General features: G+C 35.9%; 14 protein-coding genes. All 14 read left to right on the top strand.

What is annotated here, in order from left to right; all coding sequences use genetic code 11:
• Nucleotides 1-6 precede the first annotated feature (6 nt).
• The 14 genes from JMY00_RS01565 (at nucleotide 7) to JMY00_RS01630 (ending at nucleotide 17,056) form a co-directional block, all read left to right on the top strand.
• The gene (locus tag JMY00_RS01565; RefSeq protein WP_201578866.1) at nucleotides 7-4,008 is read left to right on the top strand and encodes a hypothetical protein; all 4,002 of its coding nucleotides are present in this window, start codon (nucleotides 7-9) and stop codon (nucleotides 4,006-4,008) included.
• Nucleotides 4,009-4,527 (top strand): type IV pilin protein, encoded by a 519-nt coding sequence (locus tag JMY00_RS01570; protein ID WP_277350408.1) that lies wholly within the window; start codon nucleotides 4,009-4,011, stop codon nucleotides 4,525-4,527.
• Nucleotides 4,521-4,982, top strand: coding sequence for a type IV pilin protein (locus tag JMY00_RS01575; RefSeq protein WP_201578867.1), 462 nt, complete (start codon nucleotides 4,521-4,523; stop codon nucleotides 4,980-4,982). The genes JMY00_RS01570 and JMY00_RS01575 overlap by 7 nt, the downstream gene beginning before the upstream one ends.
• Nucleotides 4,983-5,246: 264 nt before the next feature.
• Nucleotides 5,247-5,603, top strand: a complete 357-nt coding sequence (locus JMY00_RS13725; protein ID WP_201578868.1) for a prepilin-type N-terminal cleavage/methylation domain-containing protein — start codon at nucleotides 5,247-5,249, stop codon at nucleotides 5,601-5,603.
• A gap of 76 nt (nucleotides 5,604-5,679) precedes the next feature.
• Nucleotides 5,680-7,545 (top strand): O-antigen ligase family protein, encoded by a 1,866-nt coding sequence (locus JMY00_RS01585; protein WP_201578869.1) that lies wholly within the window; start codon nucleotides 5,680-5,682, stop codon nucleotides 7,543-7,545.
• A 181-nt stretch (nucleotides 7,546-7,726) separates the two neighbouring features.
• Nucleotides 7,727-8,101 (top strand): prepilin-type N-terminal cleavage/methylation domain-containing protein, encoded by a 375-nt coding sequence (locus JMY00_RS13660; protein WP_201578870.1) that lies wholly within the window; start codon nucleotides 7,727-7,729, stop codon nucleotides 8,099-8,101.
• A 131-nt stretch (nucleotides 8,102-8,232) separates the two neighbouring features.
• Nucleotides 8,233-9,501 (top strand): sugar transferase, encoded by a 1,269-nt coding sequence (locus JMY00_RS01595; protein WP_201578871.1) that lies wholly within the window; start codon nucleotides 8,233-8,235, stop codon nucleotides 9,499-9,501.
• A gap of 43 nt (nucleotides 9,502-9,544) precedes the next feature.
• Nucleotides 9,545-11,344, top strand: coding sequence for an ABC transporter ATP-binding protein (locus JMY00_RS01600; RefSeq protein ID WP_201578872.1), 1,800 nt, complete (start codon nucleotides 9,545-9,547; stop codon nucleotides 11,342-11,344).
• Between the two features lie 59 nt (nucleotides 11,345-11,403).
• A complete protein-coding gene (locus JMY00_RS01605) occupies nucleotides 11,404-12,324 on the top strand; it encodes a glycosyltransferase family 2 protein (protein WP_201578873.1) in 921 nt (306 codons plus the stop codon).
• Nucleotides 12,314-13,063 (top strand): glycosyltransferase, encoded by a 750-nt coding sequence (locus tag JMY00_RS01610; protein ID WP_201578874.1) that lies wholly within the window; start codon nucleotides 12,314-12,316, stop codon nucleotides 13,061-13,063. Before JMY00_RS01605 ends, JMY00_RS01610 begins: the two co-directional genes overlap by 11 nt.
• A 30-nt stretch (nucleotides 13,064-13,093) precedes the next feature.
• A complete protein-coding gene (locus tag JMY00_RS01615) occupies nucleotides 13,094-13,888 on the top strand; it encodes a glycosyltransferase family 25 protein (RefSeq protein WP_201578875.1) in 795 nt (264 codons plus the stop codon).
• Between the two features lie 4 nt (nucleotides 13,889-13,892).
• On the top strand, nucleotides 13,893-14,966 hold the full coding sequence (locus JMY00_RS01620) for a glycosyltransferase (protein ID WP_201578876.1): 1,074 nt from the start codon (nucleotides 13,893-13,895) through the stop codon (nucleotides 14,964-14,966).
• A complete protein-coding gene (gene glf / locus JMY00_RS01625; RefSeq protein ID WP_201578877.1) occupies nucleotides 14,950-16,110 on the top strand; it encodes a UDP-galactopyranose mutase in 1,161 nt (386 codons plus the stop codon). Before JMY00_RS01620 ends, glf begins: the two co-directional genes overlap by 17 nt.
• Entirely contained in the window at nucleotides 16,073-17,056 is a 984-nt protein-coding gene (locus JMY00_RS01630; protein ID WP_201578878.1) for a glycosyltransferase family 2 protein, read from the top strand. The genes glf and JMY00_RS01630 overlap by 38 nt, the downstream gene beginning before the upstream one ends.
• Nucleotides 17,057-17,062: the final 6 nt, after the last annotated feature.

Consider the following 17,062-nt stretch of genomic DNA (forward strand, 5'->3'; position numbering starts at 1 on the left):
AATACTATGAATAACATACTTACTAATACCGTCGCTTCATGGCAGCTTAAAACGCTAGCGATAGCAGTCACGTCATTTATGATCTCTACTGCTGCTCAGGCCAGCTTGCAGCGTCATGGGGACTTAGAAATATACAAAGGCCCACAACAAGCGCTGCCAGTTATTACTCTGATGCTAGATGTCTCAGGAAGTATGGATACGATTGACTCACCTAGTGGTTGTCAGTACAGATATTCCGGTGGAAGATATTATTATTACACAGAAGATGATTATGGCTATACAACATATTATTGTAAAATAGGAAGTAATAAATATTATCGCCGTATTGATAACTTAAAAATGGGGGTTTCTAATTTAGTTAAAGATTCTGACCTCCAGGGTGTTGTTAAACTTGGTATTGGCACATATCCTCGTTCTGGTAGTGGAGATACAAGTAACGGTCATATTGATATACCTGCTAAAAAGCTTGATGCAATCCACAAGGCAGATATTGACACTTTCATTGCGACACTTTCTGCTAATGGTGGTACGCCAGCCGCTCAAGCCTATGCCGAAGCTGGTGCCTATATGATGGGTACAACAACTAACAGTATTGTAGATACACCATTCTCTTTATACAAAGATACATTTAAAAACTATAGATATACAGGATTAGACAACACCTCGGATGGAGATCAGAAGTGTACGGCTTGGGAGAGTATAGATAAAAGCTCGCTTAGCCCAAGTAATAACTTTATAAAGTGTACGAATTGGCAAAGTGTATCGAAATTAAATACTGATACTTTAGATAGAGACGGTCATGAGGTTTATGCAACTCAAAGAGATATTGAGGGCCGGGGCCGGTGGGCATACTATGTATATACCGATTTTTATAGACAAATAATTGCTGCAAACGATCCGCTGATTACGAGCAATAATATCTTTCCTTATCCACTAATAGACACGACTGTTACGAACTATGCATATAGTGGTTTTCCTTATTCTGCGGATAATACGAAGACAGCCAATAAAAGATACTACGAGAAACCTCTCCCTGAAAGCGATGCCACCTGTGCTGGTAATGGTATTTATTTCTTGACTGATGGTGAGCCTAACTCTTCTAGTTCAACAATTGCCAAAACAGTGATGAATAATGCTTTAAAGCCAGTAGGTTCAAGTATAGGAGCTTTATCAGTAACGTGTAATAGTGGTGGAAGTTCTGGTTGGGATTGTATGGCTGACTTTTCTAATAAACTATTGAATACTTCTAATCCTAGTGGTATTGCCATTAAGACGGCTACGGTTGGTTTTGGTTCAGTATATAATAGCATCAAGAATGCGACGACCAATGTAGACTGTAATGCAAGCGACGATGTTAATGCTAGGAATTTATGTAATCTAGGCATCAATGGTCAAGGTGGCTTTTATTATGCAGAGAGTGCAGAAGATATCGTTAGTAGTGTCAAATCTTTGACAGGTAGGCTAACGACTGTTATTCCTCCTATCTCTACAGGTAGTATGGCAGTACCTCTAGATGACTTAAACGTTTCTACCTCACGTAAATTTGCTTATTTACCTATTCTTGATCCAGATCCTTTGTCACCTAAGAAACTGTGGAAAGGAAACCTTAAAAAATATAATATAAAAAATGGAACCTTAGTAGATAAAGATAATAAAGCAGTATTTACTGACAAGGATGGCGTATTTGCCCTAAATACTTCTGACCTCTATAACACTATCATAGATACAAGTCGTGTAGATGCTAGACGACCTGATAAAGGGACACCTCAGATAGGCGGTACATATCAGCATATTTACGAAAACAACTATAGCCGTAAGCTCTATGTTAACCAAGGTGGCGACTTAAAGAGCCTTAGTACTAATGCTCTAACTAATTTGGCTAAGCCAGTTGGATTTAATGCTTTAAACAGCACTTACTCAAATACTCAAAAGCAGCAGTTACTAAACTTTTTAGGCTATCCAGTATCAAATTCATTAATTGTGAATGACTCACAAGCAACTGGTGTGGCATTTGATCGTTCTAAAAAGCAACTAGGTGGGGTATTGCACTCTCTACCACAGTTGATTTCCAAAAAAGCAGAATTGAAAACAGATGGTTCAATCGACAATACCAAACGTGAGGATTACGTACTTTACGGTTCACTTGATGGTGCTCTGCATGTTATTAAAGATACTGACTATGGTGCAAATAAAGTAGGCGAAGAAGTCTTTACTTTTATTCCTAAACACATTCTAGATCAACAAGGAGCAAGCTTTGTTGATCCTGATAGAGTCGCTAATGACACTATATTCGGTGTTGATGGGCCTTGGACAGTATTTACTAATTATAAGTATTCAAGTACGAAAGTAGAGGCATTACAATCTTTTGCGTTTGGTGGGTTGAGAATGGGTGGGTCTATGTATTACGGCCTCAATCTATCTGATCTGACCAGTCCTAAAATGATATATTCAGTCGGTTCTACCTATGCTATTGATGGTAGCTCGGCTGCAAAAGGTATTAAAAATGATACTGTCGCTAATACTACTACCAATACAAATGAGCAAAAAGCCTATGCAAAAATGGGGCTTAGTTTTGCTGAGCCTAGTATAGGGTATATCATGAAAGGTGGTGAGCGAGTCATGGTGAATTTCTTAGCTGGTGGCTATGATCGATGCTATGAAGATCCTAAATTTAAACTTGGTTCTGCTGTTACCACTAATATCATTTCAGGTTGTAATGGTAAGACATCTGCTCAAGGCAACGGTGTCTATATGGTGCAAGTCGGTCAAGAAAAAATTGACAAAACAACGTCTACTACTCCGGACGCAACCAACGAAAATAGCTTTGACACTACCTCAGGTAATGGTGATTTATTATGGTGGACCAGTAACGATAATAATGGTGCTGGAAACAGCAAATTCACGCAAGCACCAGATATGAAGCATAGTGTAGTCACTGAAATTCGTGCCCTAGATCGTAATTATGATGGACTAACGGATCAATTGGTCTTTGCTGACTTAGGTGGGCAAGTATGGCGAGTAGATATTAATAGCGCCACGGATGCTCGAGACTTCTCTGTTAAAAGAGTCACAAAAATACTTGATCTATCCGCTAACGGGACTAATGCTGCATCTAGTGGAACTGATGCACTACCTCGAATTTATGAGAAGCCATTAGTAACCTTTACTAGATTAGGTGAAGGCACTGATATTGTGGGCCTAGTGACTGTAGGTACGGGTGATAGAAGCTCGCCTGTCACAGCACAACGAAACGTAGCCGATCGCATCTATACTTTTGTAGATCAAGATATTGCGCGTCCTGATTTGTTTTGTTATGACGTTCAAGATACTACCGTTGATGAATGTGCAAACGTGACGCTGACTCTAAAGCAGCCAGCGGCAGTGACACCTGCAAATTTAGTAGAGCTCACCACCAATAGCTCTGGTGAGTTCACCAATGATAATACAATCAAAACTACAATGGACAACTATACAAAGCTTGGTTGGTATATCCCATTAACGATGTGGTCTGATACTAATACCAATGGTACGCAGTCCATTTCGACAAATAATAGAGCTCTCAAGATGTTTAACCAGCCGGATGCGATAGCGGGTTTATTATTCACCACTGTCTACAATCCTAATGTGGGAGATACTTCAGGGACTTGTTCTGCAGGTGTGACTGGGCGTACTCAGAGAGAGCAGCTATGTCTTCCTTACGGTGTATGTTTGAGTAAAGGGTTAGACAACAATGGTAATCTTACTGGAAATTGGGCAGTTCGAAAAACACGTTATGTCTCTAACGCAGGTATAGGTATTGTTGATAATATTATTGCAGATGGTAATTTTGATGGTGATGTAAAAAATAGTGTCGTAGTACTAGAAAATTCTTGTCCAGGTGGGAATTGTGGCGGCGGTAAAACCGAATTGGTCGTCAATCCTATTACTGAAGAATTAAATTGTCAGGGTACCAGCTGTAAAGTAGTGACAGACTCGCAGCTAGATCCCATGGAATGGAAGGAGCGATAAGTGCGTCGACCCTTTGAGCGCGGATTTACTATCATTGAACTGATGATAGTTGTCATGATAATTGGTATTCTTGCCGCGATTGCCGTTCCGTCTTATAGGCAGTATGTGCGCAAAAATGCACAAAGTGAAGCTGAGTCGAATATGCTTAGGTTGAGTATGGAGCTCGAACGCTGGAGGGCAAAAACCCTGACATATGGGGGCTTTACACCCAGCAGAGGGTGGTCCTCTAAGGCTGATACTGTCTATGTACCTAGCGGCAGCACAGCTGCTAATCATAATTATGCAGTAAGAGTAAAGCATGTTAGCTCAGCTACCACGCCTGTTGCTGTATCCTTGTCGGTAGCCTCACCAGCGAACAGCTGGGTGATGGTAGCAACACCGCGTGCTGGTAGTTTAGTCGAAAATAACCCTATGTTGGCTTACACTAGCCAAGGTGTAAAATGTGCCTCTAAAGCCAGCAATATAATGGTAGCGGCTGGATCGGTACAGAATTGCGGAGTAGGGAGTGAACCATGGTAAAGCAAAGTATAAATGGTTTTACACTGATCGAACTTATGATCGTAGTCGTTATTATTGGTATACTAGCTTCGATTGCTTATCCAAGCTATCAGGGCTATATAGAAAAGGGTAAGCGCATCGATATGATGGCTGAAATGCAGCAAATAGCGTCAAGAATAGAAGCCAATAAAATTACCTATAAGCGTTATGATCGAATTCCACTCAGTGAAATATTCAGTAATACTGTCAGTGGTGCAGGTACTACTTTTCCCAGTACTGGTACCGCCCTTTATAATGTCAGCATCTCACCTGTGAGTGGCTCTAATTTAAATGGAAGAAACTGGACGCTTACTGCTAATCCTATATCAGGTACTCAAATGGAAGGTGATGGCATGCTTACTCTCAATTTTGAGGGTGAAAAATGCCGAGGCAGTGGTTCAGACCGAAAATGTGGCTTCGATAATGAATGGAATTAAAGAATCTTCAAAATATGGCGACAAAAATTGTCAGTCAAAATTACCAACAACCAATAAATGTCACCTTAAAAATAAAATTGAGTGAGTAATAGGTAACAATAACTGTTTTACCCTAGTGATAGTTTCATCGACAGACTGATTTTTTCGAAAAAACAAAATTGGCATAATATATGCACCGATTAAGGTAAGAAACAAATATCTTGTCTATGTTCAGGCAGACAGAAAGATATTACTGTTTAGTCTATCTATCTAATAGGAGTTCTTATGAACACTGCTCAAAAAGGTTTTACCTTAATCGAACTAATGATCGTTGTTGCTATCATCGGTATTCTGGCTGCGATCGCTATTCCTGCTTACCAGAACTATACTCAACGTTCAGGAGAGCGTGCATGTTTGGCTGAGGCCAAGTCATGGATCAATACAGTTGTTGTAGACTTACAGGATCCAGAAGGTGCTAGTACTGTTACGGTCGCTTCCGATTATAATAACAGTGCATGTGCTTCGGTCACTCCTGCTACAATTGACCTCACTACTGCTTCGGTTGTATTTACACCTAAGACTGGTGCAAAAACTACTACTTGTAATGTTGCTGGTGGTGGTACATGTGCCGTAGCGCCGTAATATTTTAGGGTATAATGGTTTATATTTTATAAAAGTCGGCTATTGTCGGCTTTTTTTATTTTCTTAGGTTTGAAGTATGCAGTTAAGTAAGCTATCAAATAAACAAGGTCAACCTACAATAATAAAATGGTTAATCACTTTAATGTTGACTTTGCCGTTTTTACTGCCTTGGTATTATCCTCCATATGTAGATTTTTATATGGATATTACAGTAATGATGTTGGGTACGTTACTACTTACTTACTTACTTTTCAATATAGAAAAAATTAAAGTATCGATTTTGGCGATGTGCCTTGTATCATTTGCTGTATATTTGCCTATACAAGCCATATTGCTAGACTTTCCATATATATTTAGCTCTGTATACTCAGCTGGTTTTTTTGTTTTATTAGCTTTACTGCTGACTGCTTTTCTCAGTATATCTAAAGATCATGCCGCGCTTATCACCTATGGTGTGCTATGGGGAGTGGTAATACTTACTGTGGTTCAATTGGTTCTATATACTACCCAGTTGGCGATTATAGACCCAGAAACAAGGGATAGGGTCGGTTGGATACTATTTGCAGGAGAGGGAGGGCAGGTCGGTCAACGTAATAACTTTAGTCACATTATTATGTGGGGATTTATTGCAAGCATTATCTTACAAAGTATAGGTAAATTATCTTCATCAAAAATGTGGTTACTGATCCTATGTTGCTCTATAGCTATGGCACACGCAGGCTCACGTACAGTCATTCTATATATAATTGGGCTATCTATTATGGTGGGATATCAATGGATGGTAACCAAAAATATTAGTACTAAACCATTCTCACGTAATATCGTAATTGCATTAGCTATCGCTTTGTGTGCCCAGTTTATAGTTCCTTTCATTACAAATATATTTTTATCCTCTAACGTTAGTAGCGGTACCGATAGAATTTTAGTAAATAGTGCGTATGCCTATATACCAAGATGGCTTGAATGGCAAAAAGCATGGCTGATGTTCTTAGACGCACCTATGATAGGTCAAGGTTGGGGCACTTATGGTTTTCAGTCATTTTGGTATCATGATCAGGTTGCTACTATAGGAGATCCTAGAGAAAACAATTTTTTTTCGCATTGTCATAATTTGCTGCTGCAATTATTAGCAGAGGTAGGGCTACTTGGTACCTTATTACTTATATTGCCTACATCATATATATTTATCAGAGCATTTTTTAAATACGCAGCAGATGTCACGACCTTTGGTTTATTGATGATGTGCGTAATTAGTTTGATTCATAGTATGGTAGAGTTTCCCTTATGGCACAGTAACTTCCTTATCGTATTCTCAATTATGTTATTTTTGATAGTTAGGCGAATAACTGTAGATGAAGAGGATGTGACAAGTGCTGCAAAAGTTCTAGATTCTACGAATTATAATAAATACGGCTTGAAAACAGCGTGTATAGCCTATTCTGTATTAACCATGCTATTTGTGGTGATTATTTTATTAGATCATGAAAGACAGGTAAACAAGGCCTTTGCTATGGGAGGAGGAATATATAATGCTCAAAGTTTGGCAATAGGAGAGCAAGGAAAATATATTCCTTTTTATAATAAATACGCAGATAAACTTTCTGCTTTACAAGTTAATCCTGATATTGGAACTACTGATCAACTGCAGCAGTCTGATAAGCTTCTCGTCGATAACATGCTTGTATTTCCCTATTACACTCATACAGCAGCTCATATCATATATTTACAGAAAATGGGTAGAACTGAAGAGGCTAAGCTATGGCTAGATAAGACTGCCTTATACTATCCCCGTGTACTGCCAGGATTGATACGATTAACTCAAAAATACCCAGCAGAGTTAGGTTATTTGCAGCAGTATACAGTGCAACTATGTGAAAAGGCGGTTATTTCACAGATGTATACATTACAGAAGAATCATTGTGAAATACCTATTATAAATTAACCCAAGGGCGGCTCATTGTTTGCACAGTATTCAAACTATAAGGTTCTGTATTATACATTGCTATTGATTTTCACTGCTTTGTTAGATTGATGTGTATACTGGAGGTGATCATAAAGTTATAAATATTCTCAGAGTATATATATGATCATGAATTATTATCAATATAGTATTTAAAACCAATATGAATAACCGATACTGTCAGTCAGGGCTTACCTTAATAGAATTGATGATCGTAATCACTATCATCGGTATAGTTGCCTCAATAGCTATACCTAGCTATGAATTTTTCGCTGACAGGGTGAAGCGTGATGCCTGCTTATCCGAAACAAAACTATATAGCAATCAAGTTTTTCTGGCTATTAATGATCAAGATGATAGATCAATACCGACTGCACCAAGTATAAGTAGCTGTCAGTTTATAACGGACGCAACAGGCTGGACATTAGGTACACAACAGATAATATATGCTGTCTCTAAATCCTCTATAAATGATCGTATAAAATGTGATATCTCAAAAGGAACACCTTGTCAGTTGGTGACAAGCTCTATTAACTAAATACAAATTCCTGTCTACAACAATCAAGGTCGATAGCAAATTACTATCTTATTAACTTTATATATTTGATTATATTTATTTAAAAAATATAGGTAAAAAATACTGTTATTTTGAAAGAGTACATAATTAATATGCAGCAGCATCCTTGGCAATATCTAAGTATACGAGTCCTAGCAGGATGGTTTATTGTTTGTTTACTACCTGCATTGATATTGTTTTGGGAATATGTTTTGTCAGATAGTATTCTAAAAACTCAGGTCAATAGTGTTATTGCTAGTAGCTTTGCTTTGATATTAAGTTTAATAGGTTTGGAGCGGCTCACTCAGTTTCCAGGACAGAAATCTATGGTAACTGTACTACCTACGTTATTAGCGAGCGGATTAATAGTAGGCTTAATACTACTTATTTTTCGTGTACCATATTCTGTCTATTACTTATCTCTAAGTGCAGCAATAGGATTGATTTTCTGTTTTTTGTCACAAGTTTTTTTGCGTTCAATAACTCAAATGATAATAGGTTATGTGCCTATTGGTCGTTATCAGAATTTACTTGAAATAAAGGACGTACATTGGATACAGCTTACTAAGTGTTTTCAACTTGTTAGCCAGGACCGTCTGCCTTTTCATGCAGTAGTAGCTGACTTTGCAGATAAAAATTTATCAGGAGATTGGGATAAATTACTAGCTGAAATTGCTTTGCAAGGTACCCCAGTTTACAACGTTTTACAGGTTTCGGAATCAATGACGGGTCGCTTGCCTATTAAGCATTTATATGAGAATAACCTAGGATCACTTCTGCCGTCACAGAGCTACTTGCTGATAAAACGTATCATAGATACAGCAGTTATCATTATGAGCTTACCGATAGTCATCCCTATAGTGTTACTCATCGCATTAGCCATAAAGTGGGAAAGTCGCTGTAGTAACAACACTATACTATTCAAGCAGTGCCGCATAGGTCAGGGTGGTAAACTGTTCACCATGTATAAGTTTCGCAGTATGCTACCCGATGCTGAGCAAAGCGGCGCGCGAATGGCGACTGATACTGATTCAAGAGTGACAAAGGTTGGTTGCTTTATTAGACAAACACGTCTTGATGAGCTGCCACAGTTTGTCAATGTGATAAAAGGTGAGATGAGCCTGATCGGCCCAAGACCTGAGCAGTTGGACTTTGTTAATCGGTTTAATGAAACCGTTCCTTTCTATCGTTATCGGCATATTGTGAAGCCTGGTATTTCAGGATGGGCACAAGTAATGCACGGTTATGCGAGTGATGAGGACGAAACTAAGGTCAAGCTTGAGCATGACTTCTTTTATATTAAGAATTTTTCATTAACATTAGACTTATTAATCGTGATTAAGACGATACAGACGATGATTACTGGGTTTGGGGCGAAGTAGCTTGCTCTTAACAATTGATAGTTTAGATAATGGTGTATAAGTTTTGATTGAGTTAATGAGTCAAATAAGTCATATTTTTGACAGAAAAGATAAGTTGAATTTTTTGCTGATTCTTTTTTTATTTTTTATTGGTGGGTGTTTAGAAGTAATGGGTATCGGTATTATATTGCCATACTTAGCTTTGTTATTAAATCCAGAAAGGTTTGAAAGTTATGTTTTACTCGAAAAACTATATTCAGTACTTATTGATTATCAGATAATTAATAACTTAAATGGTTTATATATATTTTTAACAGCAATTATTATTATTTTTTACTGGATTAAGAATTTATTCTTTATATGTAGCTTAAGGTTCCAGATTGGGTTTAATTACAAAATATATAGAGAACTATCGTCGAGCCTTTTAAATAACTATTTAAAAGAGAGCTATATAAATCATATTAATAGAAATACCAGTGAGATAATAAAAAATATCAACCAGCAAACATTAGATTTAGTTCAAGCTTTCTTATTCCCGATGCTTATTTTAATTTCTGAGTGCATTATTGTATTATTGCTTTTAGTTTTTCTGTTACTTATCAATCCTTTGTCAAGTTTATATGTGTTTACCTTGTTAGGCTTAACCGTCATTATAATATTTATGTGTATACGTAAAAGCTTACATTTGTCAGGTGAGGTCATATCAAGCAGTAGGACAGAGGCGAACAAGCAAGTATTGCAAGGATTGGGTAGCTTTAAAACAACTAAAATCTTAAACAAAGAACAGTTTTTTATTCGAAGGTTTAATAGCGCCATAAGTGACATGACAACAGCGAGAAAATACTACGAACTATCTCAGAACCTACCAAGATTTTTTTTAGAAACAGCAATTGTTACTGTAATGTTAAGCCTTGCTATGCTGATGTTATTTAATGGAAAACCAACTAAAGAGTTAATTTTGACATTATCTATATTTGGTATGTCAGGTATGCGTTTGATTCCTTCTATGAATCGTATTCTTAACTCTCTTAATTCTATGAAATATTCTCAAGGAATTGTCAAGAGTCTGATGCATGACTTGCTTGCAGCAAGTCTTAAAGGGTCTCAAATAAATATTCCGGATAGCCCGCAACCTATTAGTAATTTTGAGAGTCTGAAATTAAATAATGTCCATTTTAGCTATATCTCTACGGAGCAGACCCTAAAAAACCTCAGCCTAACGGTTGAAGCTAATAAAAGTATAGGGATTGTAGGGTTTTCAGGTTCTGGTAAGAGCACATTAATTGATATTATACTTGGTTTATTAGATCCAGATACAGGCGAAGTTAGAGTTAACAACAATCTAATAAAGGATGTCAAAGAATCTTGGCAACAGTTAATAGGCTATATACCTCAAGATATCTATCTTTCAGACGATACCATAAAATCCAATATAGCGTTTGGTATTGAAAAAAAGGAAATAGATGATGAGCAGGTCGCTTTAGCAATAAAGACGGCTCAGCTAGGAGAGTTAATAAACGGGTTAAGAGAAGGTGTTAACACAGTTATTGGTGAGCGTGGGATTAAGTTGTCTGGTGGTCAACGGCAGCGAATTGGTATTGCGCGTGCTCTATATCATAATCCACAGATATTAGTAATGGATGAAGCAACAGCAGCTTTAGACAATGTGACTGAGCATGAGTTTATGCAGGCTATTAATGAATTAAAAGGACGCAAAACTTTAATTATGATTGCTCATCGGATTACAACAGTTAAAAACTGTGACATTATCTACGTTATGGAAAATGGTTATATAATCGATAAGGGTAGTTATCAAGAATTGTCTTATTCTTCTAAAATATTCAAGGCTTTAGCTCAGCTCTGAGTATTTATATAAGGCTCAAGAAATGAATAAAAAAGACGTTTAAGATAAAGAGAATTGAGATGAAATTTACTATATTTACTCCTACTTATAATCGAGCTCATACATTGGAACGCCTATATGAATCACTTGAAAAGCAAACGATGGTAGATTTTGAATGGTTAATAGTTGATGATGGTTCTATAGATTCTACAGAGAAATATATAAGAGAAATTCAGTCTAAAAGCAGCTTTAAGATTAGATATATTTATCAAGATAATCTAGGAAAGCAAGCTGCTTATAATGCCGGTATCGTTAATACTGAGTCAGATTTCTTTATGTGTGTTGATTCTGATGACCAACTTAAGAGTGAATGTTTAGAAGATTTAGACAAGACATGGTGCTTGCTGGATGACAGTGAGAAAAAATATTGTGCAGGTATTGTCTTTTTAGATTGTGACTTAGAAGGTAATCTGATTGGTACAAAATTGCCACCCATTAAATTCTCAAATATGTACGATTTATATCACAAACATTCAGTTATAGGTGATAAAGGTATTTTATTTCAAACAACAATATTGAAAAATTATAAATTTCCTATAGCAGTCGGAGAGTCTTTTGTTACTGAAGCAGTTCTTTATAACAGAATAAGTCAAACTTATAATTTTTATTGTCTAAATAGTATTTTAGAAATTAGAGACTATCAAGTAGATGGACTTTCTTCTAAATATGAGCAACTTGTACTAGAGAATCCATTTAGTAACTCAATATACTTTAATGAGCTAAATTTCCATGAGAAAAAAATCAGCAAAAGAATACAAAATGATGCTGTATCTATTAAATTAAAACTCTTAGGAAAAGCTCCGATATTAGGTATTTACCGCTCGTCTCTAAATAAAAAGTATTTCATATTGGGGTTTGGTCTGGGTGGTTTGATGTATGCTAAAGAAAAAGTAAATAGAGTGTTTAGAGGTTTTAGCTCGGGAGAAGTTAATGATACCTAAAGTTATTCATTACTGCTGGTTTGGACCAAACGAGCTTCCCAACTCCGCCAAGAATTATATGCAAACTTGGAAGAAATATTTACCAGAGTTTGAAATAAAATTATGGAATGAAAATAATTTTGATATAAACATTTATCCTTATGCTAAAGATGCTTATGCGGATGGAAAGTTTGCATTTGTAGCTGATATATGCCGAGTGCATGCCTTATATTATGAAGGTGGGATATATTTAGATACAGACGTAGAGGTGCTCAAAAATTTTGCCCCACTGTTAGAGCATACCGCTTTTTCAGGATTTGAAGTCAGTACACTGGATATTATCTCTGATTCCAAAGAAGTACATACACAAATGGGAGTTATTGGGTCTAAGCCATACGCTGTATGGATTGAAAACATACTATCCAGTTTTAAGCACTTACAATATGATAAAAGTAATGCCGTTACTATAAATTCAATAGTAGATAGCATTGTCATTGAGCAAGGTTTTGAGCTTAAAGATGAGTTTCAATGTATTGAAGACTATCTTTGTCTCTATCCATCAGCATGCTTTATTGCTAAAGATTATCAGACAGGGATCATTAACACATCAAGCGCTACCTTCTGTATTCATCATTATGATGCAACGTGGTTAGGCTTTCGTATCAGAGCTAAGACTAAGCTTAAGCATCTACTAATAAGCACTCTAAATGAAGATATATTTAAAAAACTTATCATAATTAAAAGAAAAATAATCAAATAAGCCTAGAACTACTTATAGTGAGAATATTAGATGCAAGTTTATGTAGTCAGTCTCAAAGACTCTATCGATAGACAGAAAAGTATAACCACTCAATGTGAAAAACTAGGAATAGAACCAATATTCATTGATGCTGTCAATGGCAAAGACCTCTCTAAGTCTGAAGTCAGTCAATATTGTAATCAAGAAAAAGCCAAGCAGCTATTTGGCAGAGAGCTACTATTAGGGGAGGTTGGTTGTGCGCTTAGTCATAAAAAAATATATCAAAAAATTGTCGATGAAAATATATCTTATGCAATAATCCTTGAAGATGATGTGCTTATTGGAAAAGATTTTAACAAAGTTATAAAACCGATTTTATCTTTAGATGAAAGTTGTGAGTTAGTTTTACTAGGACATAATAAAGGCTTTGATAAGGAATATGAGATTAAATCAATCAAAAGTTACTGGGATAGTATAAAGGTAGACAAAAGCTTCATATTAGGTAGAGTAGTGAAAGGTGGGCTTGGAACTTTCGGGTACTTGATCTCTAACATTGGAGCAAGAAAATTATTAAATTATTTTGAAGAAGAAAAAATAACACATCCGATCGATAAGGTTACATCAGATTCAAGAATTATAAACATCTATGGACTATTTCCTTCTGTTGTGACAGTAGATATGAGATTTAATTCAATGATAGAGAGTGAAGGTTTAAGAGACAACAATAGACAAGACGATGTTGTCTATCAAATAGCTAAATTAGTTAAAAAGACTCCTTTTTTTAATGTCACTAGGGCGCTTTGGTTTACTGCTTTAAAAATCAAACCTATTAAAAGATATAAATAATATCATGATGCCAATATCGATATCTATTATTATTCCAGCTTTTAATATTGAGAAATACTTAGCAGTATGTTTAGATAGTATAGTGAATCAAGCTAATGATAATATTGAAGTCATTGTAGTCAATGATGGCTCCAGTGATAAAACAGGTGGTATTGCTGACTCCTATAGTCTTCGTTATAGTTTTATCAACGTCATACATCAGTCTAATCAAGGGGTGTCAGCTGCTAGAAATCGTGGGTTAATGAATGCTACAGGTGATTATATATGGTTCGTAGATGGTGATGATTACCTTCCTAGCAAGAGTTTTACAGCTAACTTATTTAAATTTTTAAGAAAATCTGAACACCCTGATTTAATCTTTCTCAATATGTCTTATTATCATAATGGGTTGTTTCATAATAAAGTTACTGGGTTACAACCCATATATGGATCTTGCTTAACTATAGATTTATTAGTATTGATATCTTACCGAGTATTAATGAGTCACCCCTGCGATAAACTAATCAAGCGTCAAAAGCTTTTAGAGGAAAATATAAATTTTTTACCTAATCTAATAGTGGCTGAGGATTTTTTGTGGAATTACCATTTATTATTGAGAACTGATAGCTACGCTTGGTTTCCTGATATTTGTTATGTGTATAGAACTAATAGGAATCTCTCAGCTAGCTCTACGATAGATGAGAAAAAATTGGATATAATAGTAAATGTACTGTATGAAGTAGTAGATGAAATAATTATGAGCAATAATAAAAACAAAGTAAGTCTATTATTATTTTCCTCTGCTGTTTGGTTTCATGTTATGCCTCATATATATAGTAATAAATTCTTAGAATTCAACAATAATAAGAAGAAGTTGAAAGAAATAATGAGTATATACGATAGCCAAAACATCAGTTTAGATACTTATGTTAATGGATATAGTACATATAGCTTTTTAAAAAAATATTTTGGATATAATTTTGGTAGCTATGTTTATGCAAGAATAATTTTAGTTAAGAGAAGTTACAGTTTTAATGTCCTTCGTTTTTTATTAGATATTATGGAAAAGTTGAAAGTTATTTATGTTAGAAAATCATAAGAAGGTGTTAATAGTAGGTGCAGGGTTTTCTGGAGCAGTGATTGCACGTAGTCTAGCTGAGGCAGGTCACAAAGTATCTGTAATTGACAGTCGTGATCATGTAGCGGGTAACTGTCATACTTATAGAGATGAAAAGACTGACATCATGGTTCATAAATATGGTCCACATATTTTTCATACAGATAACGAAACTGTATGGGAGTACATCAACCGCTTCGGTGAGATGATGCCTTATGTCAATCGAGTCAAAGCTATTACAGGTAATAGAGTATATTCATTACCCATTAACCTACATACTATTAACCAGTTTTTTTCTAAAACTTTAAACCCAAATGATGCTAAGGCATTTATAGAAGCTCAAGCAGACAAAAGTATTGGTGAGCCTAAAACGTTTGAGGAGCAAGCCCTTCATTTCGTTGGTAAACCTTTATATGAAGCTTTTTTTAAATACTACACTATTAAGCAATGGGGTACAGAGCCAAGCAATCTACCCGCCAGTATTCTTAACAGGCTACCAGTAAGATTTAATTACGATGACAATTATTTTAATCATAAATACCAAGGTATACCCAAAAATGGCTATACCAGTATAGTCGAAAATATATTAAACCATCAAAATATTGATCTAAAACTAGAGACTGAGTATTTTGAAGAGATAAAAGGAGAGTTTGACCATATGGTTTGGTCTGGTGCTTTAGATGCTTATTTTGATCATCAGTTTGGTAGGTTAGCTTATAGAACGTTAGATTTTGAGCCATTTTATGGTGAGGGTGATGTACAAGGGAATGCTGTTGTTAATTACTGCGATGAACAAGTGCCTTATACACGCATTACAGAACATAAGCATTTTGCTCCTTGGGAAGAGCATAGTGAGAGCATTTGTTACAAGGAGTACAGCCGAGCATGTGGTAAAGAAGATACCCCTTATTATCCAATACGATTAATGAATGATAAGCAGCTATTACAGCGGTATCTTAATATGGCTGAACAAAGTGATGGTGTAACGTTTGTTGGACGGTTAGGAACTTATCGATATTTAGATATGGATGTCACTATCAAAGAAGCATTAGAGACTGCCCAAGCTTTATTATATAGCTTTAAAAAAGATGAAAAGCCAGCAGCTTTTTATCAAGCAGTTATTTAAGATCATGAAGTCGAATCTTAAGATATGTGCTGTAGTGGTTACTTTTAATAGAAAGGAGCTATTACTACGAACTCTGAATGGCCTCGACCAGCAAACCTTGCCTGTGCATACTATAGTTGTTATAGACAATGCCAGTACCGATGGCACGAATGAACTTTTACAAAAGTCAGGATATTTAGATAAACCTAATCTGCTTTATCATAAGCTTGACACCAATACAGGCGGTGCAGGAGGTTTTTATGAAGGCACTAAAATAGCCCATCAGTCTGATGTAGACTGGATATGGTTGATGGACGACGATGGCTATCCCTCGGAGACTTGTCTTGAGGCACTTTTAGAATATCAAGACCAGTTTGACTTTTATGGACCATTGGTACTAAGTGATCAAGATAAGATGTCATTGTCATTTCCAATTACCTTACCTACTACAAAAAAGATAATTCGCAATAAAGATCAGCTAGAAGCGATAAATTTAAATAAAAATGTATTAGTAGATGTACTCGTTCCCTTTAACGGCGTATTATTACGAGCTTCACTAGCTTCCACTATAGGATATCCGTTAGCTAAGTTTTTTATTTGGGGAGATGATATTGAATATACTAAACGTGCCAATCAAGCAGGGGCACGAATAGCAACGATTACTGATATAGAATTCTATCATCCAACAGCACCTAGTCTAGGCACCTTTATGTTTTTTGGTAAAATGCAGTTTAATGATACTGATTCAAAAATTAAACTTTACTGCTTATGTCGAAATAATACGGCTAATCTAAAAAAATATCATGGAAACTCACATGCCTTATTATTTATTATAAAAACTATATGGTTCTATAGCTTCACTCGGCCTTCTCTGAAAAAATTGAAGTTCTCTGTGTATGGTTTGTTAGCAGGTTGGTTAAATGATTTTTCTAAACATAGTCAGTTTATAGGTAAAACCTTTGAATAGAGAAAA

The sequence above is a fragment of the Psychrobacter sp. Pi2-52 genome (assembly GCF_904846705.1).
GTDB lineage: Bacteria > Pseudomonadota > Gammaproteobacteria > Pseudomonadales > Moraxellaceae > Psychrobacter.

Bases quoted from the DNA above. Each gene is read 5' to 3' on its own strand.
- JMY00_RS01610 (WP_201578874.1), top strand. From the start codon at position 12,314: ATGATACCTAAAGTTATTCATTACTGCTGGTTTGGACCAAACGAGCTT.
- JMY00_RS01585 (WP_201578869.1), top strand. From the start codon at position 5,680: ATGCAGTTAAGTAAGCTATCAAATAAACAAGGTCAACCTACAATAATA.
- JMY00_RS13660 (WP_201578870.1), top strand. From the start codon at position 7,727: ATGAATAACCGATACTGTCAGTCAGGGCTTACCTTAATAGAATTGATG.
- JMY00_RS01605 (WP_201578873.1), top strand. From the start codon at position 11,404: ATGAAATTTACTATATTTACTCCTACTTATAATCGAGCTCATACATTG.
- JMY00_RS13725 (WP_201578868.1), top strand. From the start codon at position 5,247: ATGAACACTGCTCAAAAAGGTTTTACCTTAATCGAACTAATGATCGTT.
- JMY00_RS01620 (WP_201578876.1), top strand. From the start codon at position 13,893: ATGATGCCAATATCGATATCTATTATTATTCCAGCTTTTAATATTGAG.
- glf (WP_201578877.1), top strand. From the start codon at position 14,950: ATGTTAGAAAATCATAAGAAGGTGTTAATAGTAGGTGCAGGGTTTTCT.
- JMY00_RS01595 (WP_201578871.1), top strand. From the start codon at position 8,233: ATGCAGCAGCATCCTTGGCAATATCTAAGTATACGAGTCCTAGCAGGA.
- JMY00_RS01575 (WP_201578867.1), top strand. From the start codon at position 4,521: ATGGTAAAGCAAAGTATAAATGGTTTTACACTGATCGAACTTATGATC.
- JMY00_RS01565 (WP_201578866.1), top strand. From the start codon at position 7: ATGAATAACATACTTACTAATACCGTCGCTTCATGGCAGCTTAAAACG.
- JMY00_RS01615 (WP_201578875.1), top strand. From the start codon at position 13,094: ATGCAAGTTTATGTAGTCAGTCTCAAAGACTCTATCGATAGACAGAAA.
- JMY00_RS01630 (WP_201578878.1), top strand. From the start codon at position 16,073: ATGAAAAGCCAGCAGCTTTTTATCAAGCAGTTATTTAAGATCATGAAG.